Source organism: Brevibacterium sp. AGC70 (genome assembly GCF_057334195.1).
Genome location: NZ_JBHFIH010000006.1, coordinates 192,543 through 214,096, shown reverse-complemented (window position 1 = coordinate 214,096; position 21,554 = coordinate 192,543). Strand labels below are relative to the sequence as shown.

At 60.2% G+C, this 21,554-nt stretch carries 27 protein-coding genes and 1 pseudogene; 18 read left to right on the top strand and 10 right to left on the bottom strand.

The window, feature by feature from the left end; all coding sequences use genetic code 11:
* Positions 1–6: 6 nt before the first annotated feature.
* The 8 genes from ACE03M_RS04975 to ACE03M_RS04940 all read left to right on the top strand — a co-directional run bounded on the left by ACE03M_RS04975 (position 7) and on the right by ACE03M_RS04940 (position 5,097).
* A complete protein-coding gene (locus ACE03M_RS04975) occupies positions 7–261 on the top strand; it encodes a gas vesicle protein GvpG (protein WP_485932986.1) in 255 nt (84 codons plus the stop codon).
* Positions 258–782, top strand: coding sequence for a gas vesicle protein GvpO (gvpO, locus tag ACE03M_RS04970; protein ID WP_485932985.1), 525 nt, complete (start codon positions 258–260; stop codon positions 780–782). The genes ACE03M_RS04975 and gvpO overlap by 4 nt, the downstream gene beginning before the upstream one ends.
* A gap of 104 nt (positions 783–886) precedes the next feature.
* Positions 887–1,318 carry a gas vesicle protein gene (locus ACE03M_RS04965; protein WP_485932983.1) on the top strand — a complete coding sequence of 144 codons (432 nt, stop codon included), beginning with the start codon at positions 887–889 and terminating at the stop codon, positions 1,316–1,318.
* 7 nt (positions 1,319–1,325) lie between these two features.
* Entirely contained in the window at positions 1,326–2,294 is a 969-nt protein-coding gene (locus ACE03M_RS04960; RefSeq protein ID WP_485932981.1) for a gas vesicle protein, read from the top strand.
* Positions 2,285–2,608 (top strand): gas vesicle protein K, encoded by a 324-nt coding sequence (locus ACE03M_RS04955; protein ID WP_101584685.1) that lies wholly within the window; start codon positions 2,285–2,287, stop codon positions 2,606–2,608. Before ACE03M_RS04960 ends, ACE03M_RS04955 begins: the two co-directional genes overlap by 10 nt.
* A complete protein-coding gene (locus tag ACE03M_RS04950; protein WP_485932978.1) occupies positions 2,605–3,483 on the top strand; it encodes a GvpL/GvpF family gas vesicle protein in 879 nt (292 codons plus the stop codon). Before ACE03M_RS04955 ends, ACE03M_RS04950 begins: the two co-directional genes overlap by 4 nt.
* A gap of 100 nt (positions 3,484–3,583) precedes the next feature.
* Positions 3,584–4,612: an NAD-dependent epimerase/dehydratase family protein gene (locus ACE03M_RS04945; RefSeq protein ID WP_485932977.1), complete on the top strand. Its 1,029-nt coding sequence runs from the start codon at positions 3,584–3,586 to the stop codon at positions 4,610–4,612.
* A gap of 119 nt (positions 4,613–4,731) precedes the next feature.
* Positions 4,732–5,097, top strand: a complete 366-nt coding sequence (locus tag ACE03M_RS04940; protein WP_485932976.1) for a VOC family protein — start codon at positions 4,732–4,734, stop codon at positions 5,095–5,097.
* A gap of 199 nt (positions 5,098–5,296) precedes the next feature.
* Here the strand turns inward: ACE03M_RS04940 and ACE03M_RS04935 are convergent, their stop codons facing one another.
* Both ACE03M_RS04935 and ACE03M_RS04930 read right to left on the bottom strand, forming a co-directional pair.
* Complete coding sequence (locus ACE03M_RS04935; RefSeq protein ID WP_485932975.1) at positions 5,297–5,818, bottom strand: CinA family protein; 522 nt, start codon at positions 5,816–5,818, stop codon at positions 5,297–5,299.
* 118 nt (positions 5,819–5,936) lie between these two features.
* Complete coding sequence (locus ACE03M_RS04930; RefSeq protein WP_485932974.1) at positions 5,937–6,071, bottom strand: hypothetical protein; 135 nt, start codon at positions 6,069–6,071, stop codon at positions 5,937–5,939.
* A gap of 88 nt (positions 6,072–6,159) precedes the next feature.
* On the opposite strand from ACE03M_RS04930, the gene ACE03M_RS04925 reads away from it, so the two are divergent.
* The 3 genes from ACE03M_RS04925 to ACE03M_RS04915 all read left to right on the top strand — a co-directional run bounded on the left by ACE03M_RS04925 (position 6,160) and on the right by ACE03M_RS04915 (position 8,815).
* Complete coding sequence (locus tag ACE03M_RS04925; protein ID WP_485932973.1) at positions 6,160–7,248, top strand: carboxylate-amine ligase; 1,089 nt, start codon at positions 6,160–6,162, stop codon at positions 7,246–7,248.
* 113 nt (positions 7,249–7,361) lie between these two features.
* The gene (locus ACE03M_RS04920; RefSeq protein ID WP_485932972.1) at positions 7,362–7,838 is read left to right on the top strand and encodes a transporter substrate-binding domain-containing protein; all 477 of its coding nucleotides are present in this window, start codon (positions 7,362–7,364) and stop codon (positions 7,836–7,838) included.
* Positions 7,835–8,815, top strand: a complete 981-nt coding sequence (locus ACE03M_RS04915; protein ID WP_485932971.1) for a cation diffusion facilitator family transporter — start codon at positions 7,835–7,837, stop codon at positions 8,813–8,815. The genes ACE03M_RS04920 and ACE03M_RS04915 overlap by 4 nt, the downstream gene beginning before the upstream one ends.
* A gap of 109 nt (positions 8,816–8,924) precedes the next feature.
* On the opposite strand, the gene ACE03M_RS04910 is transcribed toward ACE03M_RS04915, so the two are convergent.
* The 3 genes from ACE03M_RS04910 to ACE03M_RS04900 all read right to left on the bottom strand — a co-directional run bounded on the left by ACE03M_RS04910 (position 8,925) and on the right by ACE03M_RS04900 (position 10,791).
* Positions 8,925–9,128: a CDGSH iron-sulfur domain-containing protein gene (locus ACE03M_RS04910; RefSeq protein WP_485932969.1), complete on the bottom strand. Its 204-nt coding sequence runs from the start codon at positions 9,126–9,128 to the stop codon at positions 8,925–8,927.
* A 51-nt stretch (positions 9,129–9,179) separates the two neighbouring features.
* The gene (locus ACE03M_RS04905) at positions 9,180–10,244 is read right to left on the bottom strand and encodes an iron-containing redox enzyme family protein (RefSeq protein ID WP_485932968.1); all 1,065 of its coding nucleotides are present in this window, start codon (positions 10,242–10,244) and stop codon (positions 9,180–9,182) included.
* A gap of 130 nt (positions 10,245–10,374) precedes the next feature.
* A complete protein-coding gene (locus ACE03M_RS04900; RefSeq protein ID WP_143924507.1) occupies positions 10,375–10,791 on the bottom strand; it encodes a ChaB family protein in 417 nt (138 codons plus the stop codon).
* Positions 10,792–10,941: 150 nt separating this feature from the next.
* Between ACE03M_RS04900 and ACE03M_RS04895 the strand changes: the two are divergent.
* A pseudogene (locus ACE03M_RS04895) lies at positions 10,942–12,167 on the top strand (catalase); the annotation flags it as partial.
* A 76-nt stretch (positions 12,168–12,243) separates the two neighbouring features.
* On the top strand, positions 12,244–12,465 hold the full coding sequence (locus tag ACE03M_RS04890) for a type 1 glutamine amidotransferase family protein (protein WP_485933010.1): 222 nt from the start codon (positions 12,244–12,246) through the stop codon (positions 12,463–12,465).
* Between the two features lie 12 nt (positions 12,466–12,477).
* Here the strand turns inward: ACE03M_RS04890 and ACE03M_RS04885 are convergent, their stop codons facing one another.
* Positions 12,478–13,542: a hypothetical protein gene (locus ACE03M_RS04885; protein WP_485932966.1), complete on the bottom strand. Its 1,065-nt coding sequence runs from the start codon at positions 13,540–13,542 to the stop codon at positions 12,478–12,480.
* A gap of 277 nt (positions 13,543–13,819) precedes the next feature.
* On the opposite strand from ACE03M_RS04885, the gene ACE03M_RS04880 reads away from it, so the two are divergent.
* Together ACE03M_RS04880 and ACE03M_RS04875 are read left to right on the top strand one after the other, a co-directional pair.
* The gene (locus ACE03M_RS04880; protein ID WP_485933008.1) at positions 13,820–15,295 is read left to right on the top strand and encodes an alpha,alpha-trehalose-phosphate synthase (UDP-forming); all 1,476 of its coding nucleotides are present in this window, start codon (positions 13,820–13,822) and stop codon (positions 15,293–15,295) included.
* A complete protein-coding gene (locus ACE03M_RS04875) occupies positions 15,276–15,581 on the top strand; it encodes a hypothetical protein (protein ID WP_485932965.1) in 306 nt (101 codons plus the stop codon). The genes ACE03M_RS04880 and ACE03M_RS04875 overlap by 20 nt, the downstream gene beginning before the upstream one ends.
* A gap of 222 nt (positions 15,582–15,803) precedes the next feature.
* Here the strand turns inward: ACE03M_RS04875 and ACE03M_RS04870 are convergent, their stop codons facing one another.
* Positions 15,804–16,796 (bottom strand): hypothetical protein, encoded by a 993-nt coding sequence (locus ACE03M_RS04870; RefSeq protein ID WP_485932964.1) that lies wholly within the window; start codon positions 16,794–16,796, stop codon positions 15,804–15,806.
* Between the two features lie 189 nt (positions 16,797–16,985).
* Here ACE03M_RS04870 and galE point away from each other — a divergent pair, with 189 nt between their 5' ends.
* Together galE and ACE03M_RS04860 are read left to right on the top strand one after the other, a co-directional pair.
* Positions 16,986–17,978 (top strand): UDP-glucose 4-epimerase GalE, encoded by a 993-nt coding sequence (gene galE, locus ACE03M_RS04865; protein ID WP_485932963.1) that lies wholly within the window; start codon positions 16,986–16,988, stop codon positions 17,976–17,978.
* A gap of 116 nt (positions 17,979–18,094) precedes the next feature.
* Positions 18,095–18,682, top strand: a complete 588-nt coding sequence (locus tag ACE03M_RS04860; RefSeq protein WP_485932962.1) for a CueP family metal-binding protein — start codon at positions 18,095–18,097, stop codon at positions 18,680–18,682.
* 6 nt (positions 18,683–18,688) lie between these two features.
* Here ACE03M_RS04860 and ACE03M_RS04855 read toward each other — a convergent pair whose 3' ends face one another.
* From ACE03M_RS04855 to ACE03M_RS04845, 3 genes are all read right to left on the bottom strand, one after another.
* The gene (locus tag ACE03M_RS04855) at positions 18,689–19,864 is read right to left on the bottom strand and encodes a cation diffusion facilitator family transporter (RefSeq protein ID WP_485932961.1); all 1,176 of its coding nucleotides are present in this window, start codon (positions 19,862–19,864) and stop codon (positions 18,689–18,691) included.
* Entirely contained in the window at positions 19,764–20,126 is a 363-nt protein-coding gene (locus ACE03M_RS04850) for an ArsR/SmtB family transcription factor (protein ID WP_485932960.1), read from the bottom strand. The genes ACE03M_RS04855 and ACE03M_RS04850 overlap by 101 nt, the downstream gene beginning before the upstream one ends.
* A gap of 92 nt (positions 20,127–20,218) precedes the next feature.
* Entirely contained in the window at positions 20,219–21,124 is a 906-nt protein-coding gene (locus ACE03M_RS04845) for an alpha/beta fold hydrolase (protein WP_485932959.1), read from the bottom strand.
* A 54-nt stretch (positions 21,125–21,178) separates the two neighbouring features.
* Between ACE03M_RS04845 and ACE03M_RS04840 the strand changes: the two genes are divergently transcribed.
* Positions 21,179–21,544 (top strand): MerR family transcriptional regulator, encoded by a 366-nt coding sequence (locus ACE03M_RS04840; protein WP_143924304.1) that lies wholly within the window; start codon positions 21,179–21,181, stop codon positions 21,542–21,544.
* Positions 21,545–21,554 lie beyond the last annotated feature (10 nt).

Sequence of the window (21,554 nt, the reverse complement as noted above, 5' to 3'; positions counted from 1 at the left end):
TTAGTCATGGGAATTTTCTCAGCGATCCTCGGTGCACCTCTGGCCCCTCTCAAAGGGACCGTCTGGGTGGCTGAACAGGTTCGCAACGAAGCTGAGAAGCGCTATTACGATCCCAGTGCGATCAGACGGCAGTTGGAAGAGGTTTCCGCGGCCAAAGAATCCGGCGCCGTCAGCGAAGACGAGGCCGATGAGCTGGAGCGAGACCTGGTCGCGCGTCTACTCGAATCGACTCGTCGACGAAAATCGAAGGAGAACCCATGAGCGAACAGACAAGCACCGAAGACAAGCAGACTGCACGAGGCGATGACTCAGCCGAAGGCACGACTCAGCAGGACAGCGGCGAAAGGAGAAGGCCGAGGCGGACCTCCACGTCCGAATCGCCACGCCGCTCGACCGCTGCATCACCCTCCAAATCTCGACCCGTGAAATCGAAGGCCAGCGCGACCGAATCCAGCGCGACGAAGATCAGCGCATCGAAGTCCAGCGCTGCGAAGTCCGAGGACACGAAGACGGCGTCGGAACCCGCCAAAGTCTCCACTGTGCAGGCGGTCAAGAAGGCCGTCGAACAGTTCAGCGCGCTCACCGGCCGGTCCCCGGAATCAGTCGTCGGCGCACGTTGGGTAGATGACCATTGGGCCGTGCGACTCGAAGTCGTGGAATCTCGGCGCGTTCCCGACACCGCTGATCTGCTGGCCGAATACGACATCCAACTCGACGGGCAGGGCGAACTCCTCGAGTACAGCCGACAGAACCGCTACGTCCGGGGACGGCCCTCCGAGTGATCAGCTCAAGCGGGTTTGGTCCAGTGCTCCGTGTCCACAGGGCCAGGAGCCGACCGACGACCACACATTCACACTCGGACAGCACCCGATAGGAAGCCGACGATATGAGCATGACGAACCAGTCGAACAGTGCGATGCAGCCACAGCGCAGCCAGGAGGGGACTCTCCTCCACGTGGTGGAGACGCTGCTGGACAAAGGCCTGGTCCTCAACGCTGACATCATGGTCTCGGTAGCCGGAGTCGAACTCCTCGGAATTCGGATCAGGGCAGCACTGGCATCTTTCGAGACCGCAGCACGCTACGGGCTGGACTTCCCGGCAGGCACGGATCGCGAGACTGTGGCGTGGAAAGAAGCTATCGAGCAGAAGGACACCTGCCCAGAATGCGGTAAACGTGCTGAGTTGGCTCAACTGATGAACGCGTACTGCCCCTGGTGCGGTTGGCAGAGCGCTCATTCCAAGCGAGTGGAGTCGGGCGGCTCAGCGGAACTCAAACGGTCCTCCAAGGAGCCCGAGAAGTCATCCGAGCGCAAGTAGCTTGCTGATGGCCGACGACGCGATCATGCAGCCCACCCGGGATCCACGTGCGACCCTGCCTGACCTCATTGAGGTGCTCCTCAACAAGGGTGTGTACCTGAATCTCGACCTCATCATCTCGGTTTCCGACATACCGCTCATCGGGGTCAATCTGCGTGCGACCATCGCCGGAATCGAGACGATGCTCGAATACGGAATGATGCGTCAATGGGATGAGGACACACGAAAGTGGGTCCAGCAGTCGGTGCGCGCGCATCTTCCCTTGGCCGAGGACGAGGAGATCATCGCCAAGATGGCGGGTGGGCATTATCAGGACAACTTCTATCGCACCTGGCGACCAGGCAGCGCCTATCTCACCTCGCAGCGGCTGATCATCCACCGACGCGATCCGGCGGAGACACTGTGGCAGGCGAAGCTGAGTTCAATAGAATCCATTGCGCCGTTGTCGGAGCCGTCGATCGGGGGAGAGGAACGTATTCGCATCCTCGTCCGACTCGACGACGGGAGCGAATCGAAGCTGTCTGCCCTTGAGCCCGAACGTCTGATCCGTCTGGTTCAGGAGCAACGAGGGGCAGCTCTTCAGCCCTCGACGGGCCAAGCCTCGAGCTCCTCGCCGCAACCGCTGAAGCAGGGCCGAATGTGGTATCTGGAGGCGCTGTCGGGCGGAGGGACATGGCGGGGCGGCGAAGGGACCCTGACGGGGCACGACCTCACCTGGAAGTCCCCGATGGACAGCCGCGCACTGGTGAGGATCTCTGCCTCGCAAGTGCGGAATCTGCACTGGGAGAAGCACGACAACCCCACCGGCAAGGCACATATTCTGTTCGTCGAGACCGAACGGTCTTCGATACGTCTGGCCGCGGATGACATTGACGGCTGGTACGACGAACTCGAACAATGGAGCGCATCTGAGCAACAGGATCCGGCTGTCGGTAATCCGCGCGAGAAGACTGATGAAGGAGAGTCATGGCACTGAATGTGGATGAGGAGAGCCTCAAGCACGGCGTTCTCACCTTGGTCGTCACCCTCGTCGAGGTGATTCAGGAAGCGCTGGAGACACAGGCTGTGCGGCGTATGGAAGGCGGTGACCTCACCGAGGACGAACAGAACCGCCTCGGCGAAGCACTTCTGGAACTCGATGAGGCCATGGACCAGATCAAAGCCGAGCACGGCATCACCGGCTCCGTTGACGATCTGCATCGCGGGCTCGACGACGTCGTCGACGAGGTGGTCGACAAACTCATCAACCCAGCCAGATGGGCCGAAGAGACCTCGAAGGACATCAAGTGACAGAAAACAGCGCGAGGCACAGCGAAGAATCAGGAACGATTGCAGCTGCGCCGTCCAAGCTCTACGTCTACGCTATTGTGCCCGCCGGTGATTACACACCCAAGGTCAATGGCATCGACGGTTCGCCGGTGCATCTGATCGGGGACACCGAGGGGCCCCGTGCGATCGTCCACACACATGATGGCGGGCCCTACGACGGGGCCGACGACGACGTGAAGCGATGGGTTCTGCAGCATAGCGAGGTCGTCGAAGACGGATGGCAGGGAGCTGGAAGCGTGCTTCCAGTCTCCTTCAACGTCATCGTGCGCCCGGACGCCGAATCGGGGGCAACGTCGACCGATCAGCTCGAAGGGTGGCTGGGGGAGTCGAAGGGTGCGCTGTCCAAGCGATTGGGCGAATTGGACGGCACTTCGGAGCTGCGAGTCGAGATCTCGCTGGACCGAGACACCTTCGTCGAAGCCAACGACGAGGTTAGGAGAATCAAGGACGACATGGAAGGCCGCCCAGCTGGAGTCCGTCGACTGCTGGAGAAGCGACTGGAGAAGACCGAGAAGGAGCTTGCAGATCGAGAGGCCGACGACCTCTATCCTGCCCTGAGAGCCCGAATCGCGGAGCAGTGTCTGGCCATCGAGGAGTACCGCAGGCCGGCCCGTAACGCGGGCAAGACTCCCATTCTCACGGCGTCTTGTCTGGTGACGGAGCCCGGCATCCAGAACCTCGGAGCCGAACTCACCGCCATCCAGAATGAGCTCACTGACACTGAGATCCGCTTCCTGGGGCCGTGGCCACCGTACTCGTTCGCAGATATTTCCGATTCCGTCGCTGACATGTCCGGCCCCGAAGCGCAGAAGCCCGAAACTCAGGAGAGCACTTGAGAGTCGCAATCACCGGAGCCACCGGCAACGTGTCACCGCGATCCTGAAGGTCCTCGCGCAGACCCCAGAGGTCACCTCGGTGGTGGGAATCGCCAGACGAATGTCCGACACCTCCTTCTCCCCATACTCCGCATGTGAATGGAAGTCGATCGACATCGCTGCCGCCAGCAGCGAGAGTGTGGCCATCGAGCAGCTCGCCGAGGTACTGGCCGGTGTCGATGCCGTCATCCATCTCGCGTGGCTGATCCAACCCAACAGCGACCGTGATCTGCTTCGCCGTGTCAACGTCGAAGGCACCCGCCGCGTGACAGAAGCGGCAGCGCAGGCGAACGTGCCGCACCTCGTCGTCGCTTCATCCGTGGGCGTATATTCTTCCGACGACACCCTCGAACGACGTGCTGAGGCGTGGCCGACGACCGGCATCAGCACCTCGCACTACAGCGTGGACAAAGCTGCCCAAGAAGACGTGCTCGATCGCTTCTCTGGCGCTCACCCGGACATCACAGTGACTCGATTGCCTCCGGCGCTGATCTTCGGAGCTGACGCAGCATCGGAGATACAGCGCTACTTCCTCGCCCCCTGGATGCCCTTGCAGCTGCTCCGCTCGGGCCGTCTGCCGTTCCTCCCAGTTCCGAAAGATCTGCGAGGTGTTCAAGCAGTACATTCCTCAGCCGTCGCACGTGCCTATGTGGCCAGCGTCCTTCACCGCATCCCCGGGGCACTCAACATCTGCGCAGATAATTTGCTCGGCGCCCAGGAGCTTGCAGATCTGATCGATCACGGCCGATTCGTGAAACTGCCGACGCACGTATTTCGCACCGCCTTGGGCGTGGGCCACGGGACGAAACTGGTAGCAGCCGACGCGAGGTGGCTGGACATGGGCGTGGCCGTGCCCCGAATGGATAACTCGCGTGCCAAGCAAAAACTCGGCTGGCGCCCAAAGTACAATGCCAACGAGGCGGTGTGTGATCTACTCCAAGGCATGGCCGATGGGCAGGGGGCCGAAACAATTCCGCTGCGGCCTCGCGATCTCGATCTGCCCCCTCCGCTTCTCACACAGACGACCAACTGGTCGGGGCCCAGTCGAGCCTCCGACGCCGAGAGCTCGGGGGCCGAGACTCAGTTCTGAGCGGGTCGCGAGCCCGCTCGGCTTCCCACATCTGCTCTGCAGACGGGGCTTGCCGATCGACCGCCTGACGACCAAGATGGACATCAGCAGCACGCCGTCGGACGGAAGAAGGATCAACGATGATCGGTACCTTGAACACGACAGTCATGGACTGCCCCGTTCCCTTGGACTCCGCCAAGTTCTATCAGGCGCTCCTCGGCGGTTACATCTCTCCAGACGAGGACACGGATTGGGTCAACCTGTTCGAGCCGTCAGGGAGGCAGATTCTGTCCTTCCAAAGGGCAGACGACTATGTGGCTCCGACCTGGCCGGACAACACCGTCCCATTGCAGGTGCACATCGACATTCGGGTCGATTCCTATGAAGATGCCGAACCGGCCGTCCTCGCTGCAGGCGGGAAACTGATCGATGATTCCACACAGCACCCTGATTTCCGGGTTTATGCCGATCCGGTCGGCCGACCGTTCTGCCTGGTGCTGTTCTGATTCCCCTGAAGATGCGTGGTAACTGACCAGGCGCAGAAGCAGCAAGGGATGCGATCAACCGTGGGTGCTTAGGACCGAAGGGACTTTTCGGGAGCTGACAGGGCCTCAACAACAAGGACGGTCTGACCCAACCGCTCATTTGCAGTGACGGCGTACCGGCACCAGCCGAAAACACTTTTGGTCGCCGACTAGTCTGCCGTCAGCTCGTTGGCGTCTGTTCCGCCAAATTGTCGTAGCGTTTCTGGAGCGCCTCGAACAGCATTGCCAGCGCGCGTTCCTCGGTGTTGGACAGGATGTTGATCGGATCCCCTCGGAATCTGTGAAGTTCGGACTGCACCTCGTCGGCAACGAGAACCGCGATCCACGTGGTTCCCGGCTCCTGCCCGTCCTGGCTGGTTGGGCCGCCTGCGCCGGAGGCGGCTACAGCGGCATCGGCTCCCATCAAGCTGCAGACGGAACGCGCCATCGCTTCAACCGAGGTTTGGGAGATGACCGAACCGCGCGGCACCTCGAGAAGATGGTGCTTGACCTCGCTCGAGTATGCCACCAAGCCGCCAGCGAACCAGCTCCCCGAACCAGGTGCGGCAGCTAGCTGGCTGGAGATCTTGCCGCCGGTGAGTGATTCGGCGACGGCCACACGGACGCCGTGCTCGTCACACAGCTCAGCAAGACTGCCGGCGATCTTGGCAGCATTCTTCTCGTGCTTCTTATAGCTGGTCACCTACGTACTCTACTCTGGTCCACGGTCGGTGGTGAGGACGTGAAGCACGGTGCGTTGTCAATTCGGAGTGACAACCTCGACAGCGCACGTGGAAGCCGATGGAAGATGGCACTGGACATCACGAAATCGCGAGCATCAACCCCGCCGGTGCATTGTCTTTGCCCAAGCCATGGTCAAGTTGAGCGGCGAGCAGTATATTTGCACGATCAATAGCAATGATGCGCCGGTTGAAGTGCTCGACCAAGTTCACCATTTCTCACAGACGACTCGAGGACTCTCAACCCAGTTGGTCGCAGAATGAGCCTGTGCCTACTAGGAAAGCTCCGACATGAGGAGGTCAGATGTCTGCTTTCGGTATCGAGGAGGAGTTCATCCTCGCTGACCGTTCTACCTTGTTGCCTGCGTCGCCAACGAATCAGCAGAAGAAGGCATTGATGGCGCTGACGTCCCACAATGGGCGGTGCACTTCTGAATGGCTCGACTGTCAGATCGAGTACGCCACCCCAGTGCTGAGAACCGCAGCGGAAGCTCTCGAATCGCTGATCACCTTCCGAGAACGGCTCTCTTCGACAGCCCAAGAACTTGGTCTGATCGCCACAGCATTGGGAACTGCGCCTCAGATTTCGAGCGTTCCACCCGTCATCAGCGATGGCCTGCACCACCGTGAGATGGCCGAGCTGGCTCCTGCAATTGCGACTGAGCAGTTCATCAATGGCATGCACGTACACGTCGGTGTCCCTGACAGAGAAGCCGCTGTGCTCGCGCTCAACGGAATGCGCAGATGGCTCCCTGCGCTCACAGCCCTGAGCGCCAATTCCCCTATGTGGCGCGGTATTGACAGCGGTTTCGCGAGCTGGCGATCGATACAGTATCGCCGATGGATCATCTACGGTACTCCTCCCCACTTTCGCAACGCCGACGATTACGAATCTCAGGTTGCAGCGCTAATCCGCTCTGAGGTGGTGCCCGGTGAGGCGGTGGTGGGCTGGTTGGTTCGATTGTCTTCCCGTCATCAGACGTTGGAGATCAGAGCCTGTGATGTACAACTGCACGCAGAAGATGCTTTAACGCTCGCGTTGCTTATCCGGGCCCTCGTCAACGTCGAGATCGATAGCCCAGTTGCGAACATAGTCTCTTCTGAACACATCGACATTGCTCATTGGCAAGCTGCACGTTTCGGGCTGACGGGTAATCTGATGGATGCAGACGCTCAGAGAAATGTGCCCGCGGCTACAGCGGCGTGGACCGTGTTCGAACGGGCTCAGCCAGACCTGCTTCGAAGCGGGGACGAAGAACGTGTCCGGGTAGGAATCCGACGATTGCTCCGATTCGGCACCGGTGCAGCCCGCCAGCGTGAAGTCGTCGCAGAAGGTGGGATACCTGCGTTGCTGAATTACTCCGGCCATCGGTTGGCTTCCCGCGACGCGTAGGCTGCCGCGCTTCCGAGACGACGTGAAACGCCTCGTTCAATGACGTACCCTCTCCGACACCGAGATTGAACAGCCTACTGCGCTACCTGGGCCAATCGTGTCAGACTGTATTCATGAGACCATTGCGTCTACTTCTCGTCTTGGTCACGCTCGTCGGTCTGACCGGATGCGGCATGCGCATCCCCAGCGACCCTGACGACACGCTCAACCGAGCCAAGAACGGTGAACTGGTAGTAGGCATTTCGCATCGTCCTCCCTGGACCGATATTTCGAAGCCAGATGAACCCAGCGGCACAGAAGTGGAACTCGTTGAAGCTTTCGCCTCCAGCATCGACGCGGATGTCGCCTGGCATGCCGGAAGTGAAGAAGAGCTGATGACGATGCTCAAGGACGATCAGCTCGATATGATCATCGGCGGCATCACTGACAAATCTCCCTGGACTTCCCACGCTGCGCTCACCACCTCGTATACAGAGAGCGCCGGCCCTGACGGGAAGAAGGAGAAACATGTGATGGCCGTCCGAATGGGCGAGAACGCATTTATGGCCGAACTTGAGAAATTCCTCCTCGCACAGGGCGTTCAGCCATGAACGCCCGCTTCGGACACACAGAATTGCCCGACGAACAGGCCAACGCACTGCGCCGGGCAATTCGTCTTGAGAGCATCACTCTCGCGATCATGACAGTGACACTCCTTCTCGTCATCCTGGTGGCAGGAAGCTCCCAGGCCATGAAGGCCGCATGGGTCGAGGACGCTTTGTCGCTGCTCCCACCGCTTGCATTCCTGGTAGCCGCCAGATTCATTCGTCGCATGCCCACTGCTCGACACCCTTACGGTTATCACCGCTCCATCGGAATCGCCCATCTGGTCGCAGCCGTCGCTCTCCTGGCGATGGGTGCCTACCTCATCATCGACTCTGCAGTCGGTCTTCTTGCCGCTGAGCATCCACCGATCGGTGTGATGGAGATTTTCGGTACTCCGATCTGGTTGGGGTGGCTGATGATCATAGTGATGACGACTACGGCGGTGCCTCCAGTCATATTCGGTCGACTCAAGCTCAGGCTTGCCGCCATCCTGCACGATAAGGTCCTCTACGCGGATGCCCAGATGAACAAGGCCGATTGGATGACCTCTCTGGCCACGGTGGTGGGCATCTTGGGGATTGGCATCGGCCTGTGGTGGGCGGACGCTGCTGCCGCGATCTTCATATCCTTCAGCATCGTCAGCGATGGCTGGAAGAACCTCCGCGGTTCGATCAGTGACCTGATGGACGCGCGGGCCACGGAGTACGACGGCACAGACCCGGACCCGATCACCACCGAAATCGTGGATACGCTGTTGGCAGTCGACTGGGTTGAGGAAGCCGATTGCCGTATCCGCGACCAGGGCCATGTCCTCCATGTCGAGGCTTTCGTCGTACCCAGTGACAGCCGAACCCCGAGTCTGGGTGAGCTAGCACGGGCGCGCGAACAGTGTGTCGAGATTGCCTGGCGGATCCAGGACATCGTCCTGGTGCCCGTTGAGTCGCTCCCGGAGGAGTTCCTTCCTCAGCTAAGAGATATTTGAGGCCTGGCAAATCGCGACTCGCGGTGCCGATCTTCTCGCCGTAGCGTTACTCTGGCAGGTTCGGATGAGTGGCATGATCGCGACAAACTAACTCCAGAGCCTCAGGTCACTACGGGGTGATCGGGGGTGACGGCGCACGGAATCCCGTCAGTTTATGAGAGCCATCGCATAGGGGCGCGATTCCTGTTTTGCCGCAGCGGCATAGTGCCACAACTTTTCGGTCTGGCCGTTCGGGTGTGCGCCCTGGTGCTTCGGCGAGGGAGAAATCGCCTCGTACGAGAAGCGGACCATCAGGGCATGCAGTAATGGTCACCGGGCTAGTGTTGTCATTCTTCACGTGTTGACCCTTCTTCACGGATCGATCTCATCCTTCGTGCCCGGGTGAAGTTCTCAGTGCGGTCTCTCCGTTGGTCCATCTGTCATAGAGGCGTTTGCCGACGAGATCGTCGACAAACAAGCAGGCTGAGGCGCCGAAGACAATATCGGCAATCAGTCGGGGGTCGTCTTCGGCGGCCCCTCCCGCAAGATCGCGTCCGGCGATCTGCTCGTGCACGGCATCGGCTTCGACATGCTCGTCGAAGTACCACGTGACGTCCTCGTCGTAGCCGAGCCGAGCAAAAGCGCGGGAGTAGTACTTGTTGGGGATCGACGAAGTCATTTCGAAAGCTGCCAGATGACCGATGGTGGCGCCCTGCAGACGTCTGTTGAGCCCGAAGAAGCTCATTGTGTTCATCGAATTGAGGATCACGGCCGGAACAACGTCAATGTAGGCATCCGGGCGGTCGTCCAATCCGAAATTGCGGAGGGTTCGAGCGAAGATCTCTGCGTGGATGCAATCTGGTTTGCCTCCACCGTATTCATCGGACTGGATTTCCACGAGCGCTGCCTTGGCTCGACCTCTGAGACGAGGAATCACCCAAGTATGCGGGTCGGCTTCGCGGAGAGTGTAGATGGACCGGTGGATGAGAAATTCGCGTAGCTGTTCGACAGTGGCATGTCGGGCCATCCACGTGGCCAGGCTGGGTCGCGCCGCGTCTGCAGTCATGGAGAACAAGGTCTCGGCAACCTCTTCGCCAGTGACCGGCAGAACTGCAGGGACCGGGTTGTGCAGTCGCAGTACGTTCTCGAGTTGACCCTCGATGAGTTGACGAATACCGATCAGCCGAGGGTTCCATTCCCAGTCGCCCTCAACATATTCTGCGGGGCCGTAGTGTAGGACATACAAGAGGAAAAGCGTCAATTGCAGGTCATCATCGGACAAGAGGTCCTCAGTGGCGCGGAGAGCGGTGGAGACATTGTCGGCAAGGGAGCTCAGCTCGACATCGGCCGTCTCACTTCTTCCGGTGATGATTCTGATCAAAGTGTCGCTGGCGGGACCACGCGGACTCGGCGCCGTGCCGGTGAGCTGATCGGTCCACTGCGTTGTCATGAGAAAGCCCTTCGGTTACGGCTATGCAGCTCGAGGTGGAATCGGCGGCGCCCTCGGAGCTCTCACATCCCCACGGCACCACCGATATGAAAGAATCAGGCCACGGTCGTGAATCACCTTGACATGACTGTCACGAGCTCTTACTGGTCGCCCGATTGCTCACCTTCTCAAGGGCATCGACGAGCTGCTTCTTGGTCATCGTCGATCGCCCGGAGATGTCGAGCTTCTTAGCTTCCTTGTACAGATGGTCCTTCGACGCATTTGCATCGATACCACCAGCGGTCTCGCGATTCGTATTCTTTCCACCAGCGCTCTGTGCGTCTGATGGTCCGGAAGACTTCTTCGGCTCCCAACTGTCGCCGACCTTCTCATAGGTGTGCTTCAGCGCGTCATAGGCAACCTGGTGTGCGCGCTTCTCGTCGTTGTACTCCTTCAAAGCGGAGTCGTACGCCTTGGCGAACGTGCGTTGAGCCTTCTGGTCCGACTTCTTCAGGGTGGACGGCAGCTCCGACTTCTTGGGTTTTCCTGACGCTGTGGTTTTCGGCATGATGACCACGTCTCCTCACCACGTGTAGAGGTCACGGTTGTCGTCAGGATAGCTCACATACACAATCTCCGTAAGGGGGATTGTCTTCGCGGGAATCTAGTCATAGCGTGACCCTGAACAGGAGCAATCGCCGAGGTGAAGACAGCAGAGATGCCATCCGAAGAGAGCCCGTTCATCCCAGGTAAACCGGCGTCCTCAACGCCGAAGTTCGATGAGCCACTGCATCCGCAAGGTCCTCCGTCGCCGAAGTCGGACCAGAGTGGGCTCAGGCCGACGACTCCCACCGGAGCCGACAGCGCCGATGGGCAGGCCGAACAAGGACAGCAAGGCGAATACCACACGACGGCGCAAGGCGGCAGACTGTCTGAGACGAACCATTCGCTTTAGGCCGGGCACCGAAGGCCGGTGCTCTTGCAGGACCATCACCTGCGGGAGAAGATCACCCACTTCGACCATGAGCGCATCCCGGAACGGGTCGCCCATGCCCGTGGTGCAGCCGCGCACGGGACCTTCGTGTCATACGGAACTGCGAGCAACGTGACGAAGGCAGGCTTCCTCCAGCCCGCTGCTCAGACCGAGGTTTTCACACGCTTCTCAACCGTCGTCGGATCACGCGGGTCAGCCGATGTCGCTCGAGACACACGAGGCTTCGCCACGAAGTTCTGCACCTCCGAAGGAGTGTTTGATCTCGTGGGCAACAATTTTCCGGTGTTCTTCATCCAAGACGCGTTGAAGTTCCCCGATATCGTCCGCGCTGCCAAACCCCACCCGGACCGAGAGATTCCACAGGCACAGAGTGCTCACGATACATTCTGGGACTTCGTGTCTCTGCATACCGAAGCGACCCAACACAGGCGTCCACACCGTCCGCCTCGAGAATGCGGCCGGGGAGACTTCCTTGGTGAAGTTCCATTGGAAACCGCAGAACGGGGTCCACTCCCTTCTCTGGGAGGACGCTCAGATGGTCGATGGATTCGATTCCGATTTCCATCGCAGAGACCTTGCCGATGCTATCGAAACGGGCGCCTTCCCCAGGTGGGAGCTGGGTCTGCAGGTGATGTCGGACACCGAAGACAAAATGTCCAAGGGAATCGACCTATCGGACCCCACCAAGCTTGTGTCCGAGGAACTCGCCCCGGTCAAAGCAGTGGGGTGCTCACCCTCGATCGGAATCCGGAGAACTATTTCGCCGAAACCGAGCAAGTGGCGTTTCATCCGGGTCACCTCGTACCGGGAATCGATGCCACCAATTACCCCCCCTGCTGCAGGGGCGCCTATTCTCCTATCTCGATACGCAGATCAGCCGCCTCGGTGGGCCGAACTTCAGTGAGCTGCCGATCAACCGTCCCCGATGCCCCGTCAACGACATGTTCCGCGCGTTCATCTTCGAGCTCGGCAAATAATATGAGGAGACGATTCGGCACCGCGAACTGAAGAACCTCGCAGCGATCGATCGGTCGCGGTGGAGCGCACGTACGCCACGATGAGATCAGTGGATCCTGGCGTCACCTCAAGGCAATAGCCACCTGCGGCGAAGCCAAACATCTGCTGGAAGAACCAAGGATCATGCTCGATGCTCCGGGGATTTTCTGCGAATCAGATCCTGGTGGAGTGACGAAGCAGTTGGTCAAAGCGCTTTCTGAGCACCGTGCGTGGGCACGAGTCGGCATGTGATCGTTGCAGCATTCAATCAGATTCTTCCTCTGAATAGACCCGCATTCGCATTCGCTGCCCATGAGTCAGATTCTTGATGTCTGCATCGGAATCGAAGCTCGACCCCAAAGCACCGGCAACTACTCCCATCGCGGCGCTGAGCCATGCGATGTCCAGATAGTTGATGAAGGTTGCGGGGGCCTCGATGGTCTGGCTCATGAAGTCGGGATCGATGACGATCAGGCCGCCCAGGAGAATTCCCGCAACAAGCGAGCAATACAATGCGACCACGCAGAGGAACAGAGTGAGAACCGTCGAGAGGTTGTAGTAAAGGACGACTGGAGCCAAGCGTTCGCGAACGGGGCGATCCCACAGGTGATTGACCGAAATGAGCCACACGACCATGACTGTGATAGCGATCAAACCGATTGAGATCAGCCGCATGGTCGACAGATGGTGCGACATCTGCCAGATGGAGTTGTAGAAAATGCCGAACGCGCCGGTTGCTGAGGCCGCAGCCAGAGCGCGCGAGAGTTTCGACGCCACCCGCACAGGGTTGTTCGCGCTGGTCATCCCGAGTATCAGGCGTGGACCGCCGGTGAAGGTGTGTGCGTGAAGGGTTTGGTTCCCCGACTCTTTTCCGTCCGACCACTGGCCCCATCGAGGCATGAACGGGTAGGTGCTTGAGGGAGGACCGTAAGGGAGAAGCTGGTTGACGCAAGTGGTCAGCACCCGCGTGACTCGTCGTTTCGACGGCCAGGCCCCCAGCGTGGGAAACGAGACGACAGCGACCCTCCTGCCAGCCAGGATCTCGGCCACGAGTGGTTTTCCGTGCGTATGCCTGGGGATGCCCGTCAGCATGAGAATCACGTCGACATCAGGGTAGCTGCGCATGAATGAGTCGAGAACCGTCAGTTCCAGTTGATGATCCGATTGCACCCGGATGGTTTGGGTGCACGCTTCGATCTGAACATCCATGTCGAAGATCTGGCGCAGCCGCTCTTCGAGCTGATTCTTGAGCGAGTCGATCCTCCTGCTTGCAGCCCCGGGGTCGGCGATGATGAGCACATGCAAGGTTTTCTTCGTCGTTTCGGACATCAGCGCCTTCTCAGTCTGGAATCGTGAGGAGCCTCATGGTGCGAGTTGCGTCCAGAATACGGATTCTGTTGGGAAAAGTCCCCCCTCGAGCCGAGGAGTATGAGCGATTGTGGATGTGCCGTGGACGAGTCTCCAAGCGAAATCACTATGGTAATGTGACGAACGATACGTTTACACAGTAAACGTCGGCGTCGTGTCGACTGCCCGGGCAGGACGCCCTACGGAGTCGAAGCCCTGCAGTCAATGCGCCAGTCGGTCTGCGACCTCAGGACGATCGATCCGCGCCTCGGGAGGGTCGGTGAATGCAGTGATATATGGAAATCATTCTCTGGTAGTGGTTGCCAACCGCTTACCGGCGTATCGCTCTGAGGGAAGCTGGTCGCCTTCTCCGGGCGGACTTGTCTCGGCGGTGGCGCCGATGGTCAGGGAGAGCCACGGAGCATGGATCGGGTGGGGCGGAACTAGCGAAGAGGAGTTCGAGCCGTTCGAGTTCGACGGGATGAGTCTCGTCCCCGTTGCCCTCGGAGCAGAGGAACACGAGAGGTACTACGAAGGGTTCTCCAACGCCACATTGTGGCCCCTCTACCACGACCTGGTCGTACCGCCGCAGTTCCATCGCTCCTGGTGGCAAACATATCGCTCCACCAATGCTCGATTTGCTCAGGCGGCTGTGGATTCCGCCGCCCCTGGGGCGACGGTGTGGATCCACGACTTCCACCTGCAACTTGTGCCAGAGATGATTCGAGCCCAACGGCCCGACGTTCGAATCGGATTCTTCAATCACATTCCCTTTCCTTCGGAGACAATATTCGCTCAGCTCCCGTGGCGTGATTCGATCCTGCGGGCCCTGCTCGGTGCCGACGTGATTGGTTTTCAACTCGCATCAGATGTGAAGAACTTCCGCAGTGCAGTCTCGCGGTATTTGGACATCGACAGTGAGAGGCTGTCGAACACCGTCCACGCCTATCCGATTTCAATCGATACTGCGGCGATTCATGAGGTGGCTGAAGCGGAAGAGACACAGGAGTTGGCGCGGCAGATGCGGGTGGAGCTTGGCGATCCGCGAACGCTCATCGTCGGCATCGACCGCCTCGACTACACCAAAGGCATCCTCCACCGGTTGCGTGCCTACCAGGAACTCCTCGAAGACGGGGTGCTCGACCCGCAGGACACGACATTCGTCCAGGTCGCCGAGCCGTCCCGGGAGGGGGTTGAGTCGTACCAAGACTTACGCGATGACGTTGAGCAGCTGGTGGGAAACATCAACGGCAGTTTCGGCGCCTTGGACGGTGCTGCCGTTCACTATTTCCATCATTCATATTCCTTTGAGTCGACGGTGGCTCTCTATCTCGCAGCCGACGTGCTCCTGGTGACTTCACTGCGTGATGGGATGAATCTCGTTGCCAAAGAATACGTGGCCGCGCGACACGACAATGGTACTCTCGTGCTCTCTGAATTCGCCGGTGCGGCAGCCGAACTGCACGACGCGCTGCTGGTCAATCCTCACGACATCGCCGGACTCAAGGACGCCATTCGGCTCGGAGTGGAAATGCCAGCCGCGGAAGCCGGTAAGCGGATGGCCTCCATGGCTGAAGTCGTTGAGCGTCACGATATTCACCGGTGGGCACGAACGTTCCTGGCTGACCTTCAACCAACGGCACCGACGCGAGAACTCACGACCTCAGAATCATCGAACGAGTCGAGCAGTGCCGGTCACATTAAAAGGATTCAATATGTACACACTGCTGAATAATCAGGAAGCGTCGAAGTTCGATCTCTATCTTCCGGGGAAGCTTGTGGCGTCGTTGCACTACACGATCGACGAGAAGGAGGTCATGTTCATCTATTGCGAGGCGATTGAAACCCATGAAGCAACCCGTCATTGCAAGGAGCTCATGGCCAGATCGTTGAAGGATGTGCTCAATCGCCATATGAAGGTCACCGTCACCTGCCCCATTGCGCTGAAATTCCTCGATGACTCCGCTCTGGATCTGCCGCCGGGAAGTAGGACCATCGTGTCCGAAAGGACTTGGACCTAGTATCATGGGATGGCTCGTGCGAGGGAGCCCTTCTCAAGCTTTGAGGTTTCATCAGGGCTGATCGTCGCGCCTGCAGTCGCGACTTCAAGCAGCAGAGCGCCGAGAAAGTGGTCGACCCATCTCAGGCTGCGCAACGGCGGACTCAGACGGTGCTGATCAGCATCGTCTGAGTGCGAAACTTGTGCTCAGGCCTCGGCCGGCTGTCGTGCCACTCCCGAACGCTCAACTATTCTCCGCGACGTAGACACGTGAGCGCAGGCGTTGAGCGTGGGTCATGTTCTTGACGTCGACATCGCTGTCGAAGGTCGAGCCCAGAGCACCGGCGACGACGCCCATCGCGGCGCTGAGCCAGGCGATGTCCAGATAATTGGTGAACTTCGCTTCCGGGCGATGGATGATCTGGGCCATGAAATCCGGGTCGATGACGATGAGACTGCCCACCAGAATTCCCGCAACCAGCAGAACATAGAGCGCACCCACACAGATGATCAGGGTGAGAACAGTGGACAGGTTGTAGTAGAAGACGACCTGAGCACGACGTCCCCTGACCGGTCTGTCCCAGAGGCCGTTGACGGTCAGCAGCCACCCCACCATCACTGCAATCGCAATCATGCCTATGGAGACCAGCCGAGCCGTCGACAGGTGGTGCGACATCTGCCAGATCGAGCTGTAGAAGATTCCGAAAGCCCCCGTCGCCGAGGCGACGGCCAGGGCCCGGGATAGCTTGCGCGCCATGCGCAGCGGTTCATTGGCCGTCGTCATTCCCAACACCAGGCGAGTTCCGCCGGTGAAGGTGTGCGCGTGCAGGGTGCGGTGCCCGGAATCGGCTCGACTCGACCACTGACCCCACCTGGGCAGACTATGCTTCGGGGCCGTATGGCCGTCGGGCAGCAGCTGGTTCGCACAGCTCATGAAGATCTTGAGTAGGCGACGTCTCGTCGTCAATGCGCCGAGGGTCGGATTCGAGACCACGGCGACCTTGCGCCTCGGTAGGACCTCGGCGATGAGTGGTTTGTCCTGGGTGTGGCGAGGAATATCCGTGAACATGATGACGAGGTCCGCGCTGGGATATCTGTTCACCACCGAGTCGAGAGTCGACATCTCCAGTTGGTGGTCTGTCCGCACCCGAATGGTCTCGGTGCACGTGTCGACATGAACATCGGCGTCGAAGCTCTGCCGCAGGACTTCTTCGAACTCGTCCTTGATCGCCGACATTTCCACCTTCGCAGGGATGGTGGTGTTTGACCAGAGGCTGGGTCCGCATGGTCGTGACTTCGGGCAACTCCACACTGGTCGTTCAGTGCGCCTTGATGTCTGGGATGCTGGACGGGTCACGTATTCTGATGTGGGTATGACGCAGCGTATCGACCGCTGTGAGAGAGCTAGTGAAAGAGAGATCGGCACATGAGTGTTCTGGTGACGGGAGGTGCCGGATACATCGGCTCCCACGTAGTACGGCTGCTGTCCGAGCGCGGCGATGACGTCCTTGTCGTGGACGACCTTTCCACCGGGATCGAGGCTCGCGTCACCGGCCGGGCGATCGTCAACATCGACCTTGCCGCCGCCGACGCCGAGGATCGTCTCGTCGCTGCGATCGAGGAGCACTCGGTGAACTCGATCATCCACTTCGCTGCGAAGAAGCAGGTGGGGGAGTCGGTCGAAGAACCCATCATGTACTACCGCCAGAACGTCGGCGGACTCACGAATGTCCTCGCCGCCGCCGAACGCACCAACATCGAATCCCTTGTCTTCTCATCCTCGGCTGCGACCTACGGCATGCCCGATGTCGAGATGGTCGCCGAGGACCTCGACTGCCGACCGATCAACCCCTACGGGCAGACGAAACTCATCGGCGAATGGATGATCGACAATGCGATCACCTCGGCGAGGATGCGCGGTGCGAAGTTCAACGCCGTGAAGCTGCGCTACTTCAACGTCGCCGGAGCCGGCTGGCCTGAGCTCGCCGACACGGCTGTCATGAACCTCATCCCGATCGTCCTCGGACGCATCGCAGACGGCAAAGCCCCCATCGTATTCGGCGACGACTACGATACCGCTGACGGCACATGCATCCGCGACTACGTTCACGTCAAGGATCTGGCCGAGGCGCACATCGCCGCGCTTGACTACATGAAGTCCGGGGACACCTCGGAGACGGTGTTCAACGTGGGCACCGGCACCGGTGCCTCCGTCAAGGAAGTCATCGATGCCATCGCCGAGGCGACCGGACGTGAGATCGTGCCCGAAATGGGCGAGCGTCGTGCAGGTGACCCACCTGCACTCGTCGCCGACGTCTCCCGCATCGGCGCGCAGTTGAGCTGGAAGGCCGAGTTCGACCTCGACGAGATCGTGCGCAGCGCTGTCGAGGCCGCAGGGATGGAACCGGAGAAGGGCTGACGCCGCACCGCCGGGTCGTGGTCTCTCCGACCAGGGGTGTGTGATTTTCGAACCTCAGTGGCCGATACTACGATGTGTAGAAGAACGGTATGTGCTGTGTGGCTGAAGGCGGGGAAATGACGGGTATGCGGAAGATCGTGATGGCGGGAGCCGGACTGGTTCTGCTCCTGAGCGGCTGCTCGACCGGAGGCTCGGACGCTGCAGGGGAGCCGGGTGACAACGGCCCGGCGGGCCTGCTCTCTGGCCACGGCCTCGACGATATGGACGTTACCGAAATCATCGACCACCTCGACCGTGTTCCCGTCGACGAGAGATCGACGACTCTCATGGCCTCCGTCCAGCCGGACGAGCTGCAGCTGTCGGATGAGTCGGCGGAACTCGGGCTGGACCTGCCTGAGGACAGAAGCTACATTTCGATTGCGCCGTTCGTCGACCAGAGCCACGAATGTTTCTACCACAGCTTGACGACCTGCCTTGGTGAGCTGAGCGGAGAGGCCGTCGACGTCACGATCACCGACGCGGCGACAGGAGAAGAGGTCGTCGACGAGACTGCGACGACCTTCGACAATGGATTCGTCGGATTCTGGGTTCCCCGGGGCATCACAGGAACTGTCGAGATCTCCTCCGGCGGCAAGGACGGAACGGCTGACTTCTCGACGAAGGACGACGGCGCCACCTGCATCACCGGTCTCCAGCTGACCTGAGACCACTCACGCCGAGTCGGTGGATCCCGGAGCGACGACGACCTCACCCACACTCGGCAGTGCCTGTCGGAGGCGATCCTCCACAGTGCGCTGGAGCTCAGTAAACTCGGCGAGCGAAAGTCCACCGGGGCCGGGGCTGGACTCAGATTCAGGGCGTCTGCTGTCTGCGTCAATGACGGCGTGGACGTGGAGGCGATGGCCGATCCAGCGCACCTGCAGATCAGTGATTCCGACGATTTGGGGAAACTCGTGGATCGCCTCGGCGGCTCGCGCTGTCAGGGAAGGGTCGACCCCGTCGAGCAGGCGCTGGCCGATGTCCTTGGCCGTGGAGACGAGCAGGGCGAAGATGGCTAAGGAGATGACGATGCCGACAACCGGATCCGCCCAGGGCAGTCCGATCCAGATTCCGATGACACCGACGACGACGGCGAGCGAGGTCAATCCGTCAGTTCGGGCATGGACACCGTCGGCGACGAGGGCAGCCGAACCGATCTTCCGACCGACGCGGATCCGATAGACGGCGACTATCTCATTGCCGAGGAAGCCGATAACTCCGGCCGCGAACACCCAGCCCGTGTGCTCGATCGTGCGGGGCTCGATGAGGCGGTGGATCGATTCGACGCCGGCCAGAACTGCAGAGGCGGCAATCATCGCCACAATGAACAGGCCGGCCAGATCCTCGCTGCGGCCCAGCCCAAAGGTGAATCTCCTGGTCGGAGGTCGGCGTGAGAGCGTGAAGGCGATCCACAGCGGAATGGCCGTCAGTGCGTCGGCGAAGTTGTGGATGGTGTCGGCCAGCAGCGCGACCGAGCCGCTGATTGCAACGACGCTGACCTGAAGCACAGCGGTGATGAGGAGCGCGACCAGAGAGATCTTGACGGCTCTGATCCCCTGAGTGCTCGCTTCAAGTTCGTCGTCGATCGAGTCGCTGGCGTCATGGCTATGCGGGACGAAGAGGCCGTGGAGGACACCCTTGATGCCGCGCGGATGGTGGTGACCGTGGTCATGGTTGTGACCACGGTCGTGAGGTTGGTGACGATGGTGGCCGTGGTCGTGGTGGAGATGGTCGCCGACCGCCATGTCAGAGCCGGTCTGCACTGTCTGCGGTGTGGTGATGAGGGCGTCCGATGGTGTGTTCGGCCTGCTCGATGGCGTCGACGACCAAGCGGCGAGCGTGTTCATCGGTGAGACGGTAGAACACCTTCGTGCCCTCGTGCCGGGTCGTGACCATTCGGGACATGCGCAGGCGCGCCAAATGTTGTGAAACAGATGTCGGCGATTTGTCGACGATGTCGGCGAGGTGATTGACCGACAGCTCATCATCGCGCAGAGCCAGGATGATCTTCACCCGAGTGGCATCGGCAAGGAGAGTGAACACCTCGACGGCCAGATCGACGAACTCGCTGTCGGCGGTGAGAGAGCATGTCTTCTTATCTGCGTACATACGAAGATAGTAAGATAATCGGGCGGCCAGGGCAATGCTGATTCGAAGTATGCGCCTCCGAAGTCTGCGGCACCGAACCGCCTGGTACCGAGCTACGTGGCATTGATCTGCGTGGTACTGAGCGGCGCGGAGCCTAACCAAGCGGCGAGGTCGTCGCTCAGCTCTTGCGCTGACTCCACAGGCACCAGGTGGCCGGCGTCTCTGAACGAGGTGATGTCCGCTGTGCCCGGCAGCCGCTGTGCCAACTGCTCGGCCTGCCCAAAGGGAATCCACGGATCCTCGGCACCCCAGCCGATTCGAACGGGGCATCGCACCTCTCCGAGACGCCTGGCTATCGGCTCCGTATGCTCGGGGCGAAGGCTCGCAATCTGATGGTAGAAGGCGGCCTGGCCTGCAACCGTGCACCACGGTTCTGCGAGGATCTCGGCCCAGCTGCGTTCGAGGCGTGCTCCGCCGGCTCCAGCGATGTACTCGGTGACCAGCGCACGATGCAGCTGTGGTGGCAAGGACGTGAAGACCGATTCGTTGTCGGCCACGAGGCGGAAGAACGGAGAGCCCCACGGCGGCAGTGTCACAATGTCGAGCAGATACAGCGATGCGAATTCGCACCTTCCGAACAAATGCGCGCCCAACGCCACCGCCCCACCGATGTCGTGGGCGATGACCTGAGGGAACTGCGCATCCCAGACCGTCATCAACTCCGCCAGCCGGCGACCTTGGGTGACGAGATCGACAGGGAGGGCCGCCTCGGCGATGGATTCACCGTATCCGGGCATATCCCACAGGAGAACGCGATGGCTGCGGCCGAGTTCGCGGGCAATCGGCAGCCACATCCGCGATGACCATGGTGTTCCGTGACAGATGACGATATCGCCGAGGTTGTCGTGCCCTGGTGCCGGCCCGATTGTCTGGGTTGCCGCCTCGGTTCCGTCACTGAGGATGATTCGTCGAGTCGTGATCTCAACTGAAGGTTCAGGTTCGTGCGTCTGCTCGTTCATGATCCGAATCTAGAACTTCAGGTCAACCTGAAGTCAAGGTGTCATCATGGTGTCATGAAGATCGGTGAAGCGGCGCGGCGCCTGGGGATCGCCGCACATGTGCTGCGGCATTGGGAAGACGAACGGGTCGTGGTCCCGGACCGCACGGTCACAGGCCACCGACTGTACGGGTCCGAGCATCTGGCACGGTGTCGGATCGTGCTGTCCTGCCAGGAGGTGGGGATGAGTCTGGCGGAGATCCGGGCGATCGTGCACCGTGGTGAGGCGGGGCGTGCACAGATCATCGCGGCCCGGATCGCCGCCATCCGGGCCCAACGCTCTTCACTTGACTCAGCCGAGAGATTCCTGCTCCATGTTCGGCAATGCCGGCACGACCTCATGGCCAGGTGTCCGGAGTGCTCGCAGTATTCGCAGGCCTGATGCCCAGAGC